1 protein-coding gene is annotated in these 348 nt (G+C 48.6%); it reads right to left on the bottom strand.

Features of this window, described 5'->3' with window-relative positions; all coding sequences use genetic code 11:
* On the bottom strand, positions 1-348 hold a 348-nt coding region (locus A3756_RS06580; protein WP_156490331.1), incomplete at both ends, for an immunoglobulin-like domain-containing protein.

Genomic DNA, 348 nt, shown 5'->3' with positions numbered 1-348 from the left:
CATTGCTTTGTGAATCAGTCACATCATAACTGAGTGTATAAGTTCCAGCGGTATTTGAGTCGACTGAGCCTGTGATGACAATACTAGATGAAAGGTCTCCGTCTGCGGCATCTATTGCAGTGGCACCAGGGTCGGTAGAGGTAGTTTGCAGCTCGTGTAAAATGGGGTTGTCGCCAAGTAGCGTGATGGCCGGCACTCCGGTATCGACAACATTAATTGTACGAACTACCGTCGTTGCAGCGTTTCCTGCCGAGTCGCTGACATTATAGGAAAGTGTATAAGCGCCAATTGTGTTTGGGTCAACCGAGCCAGATACGCCAATATCGGCACTAACATCGCCGTCTATAA

It is taken from the genome of Oleiphilus sp. HI0086, from assembly GCF_001635225.1.
The sequence above is the reverse complement of the archived record's forward strand: the minus strand, read 5'-3'. Positions and strand labels throughout refer to the sequence as shown.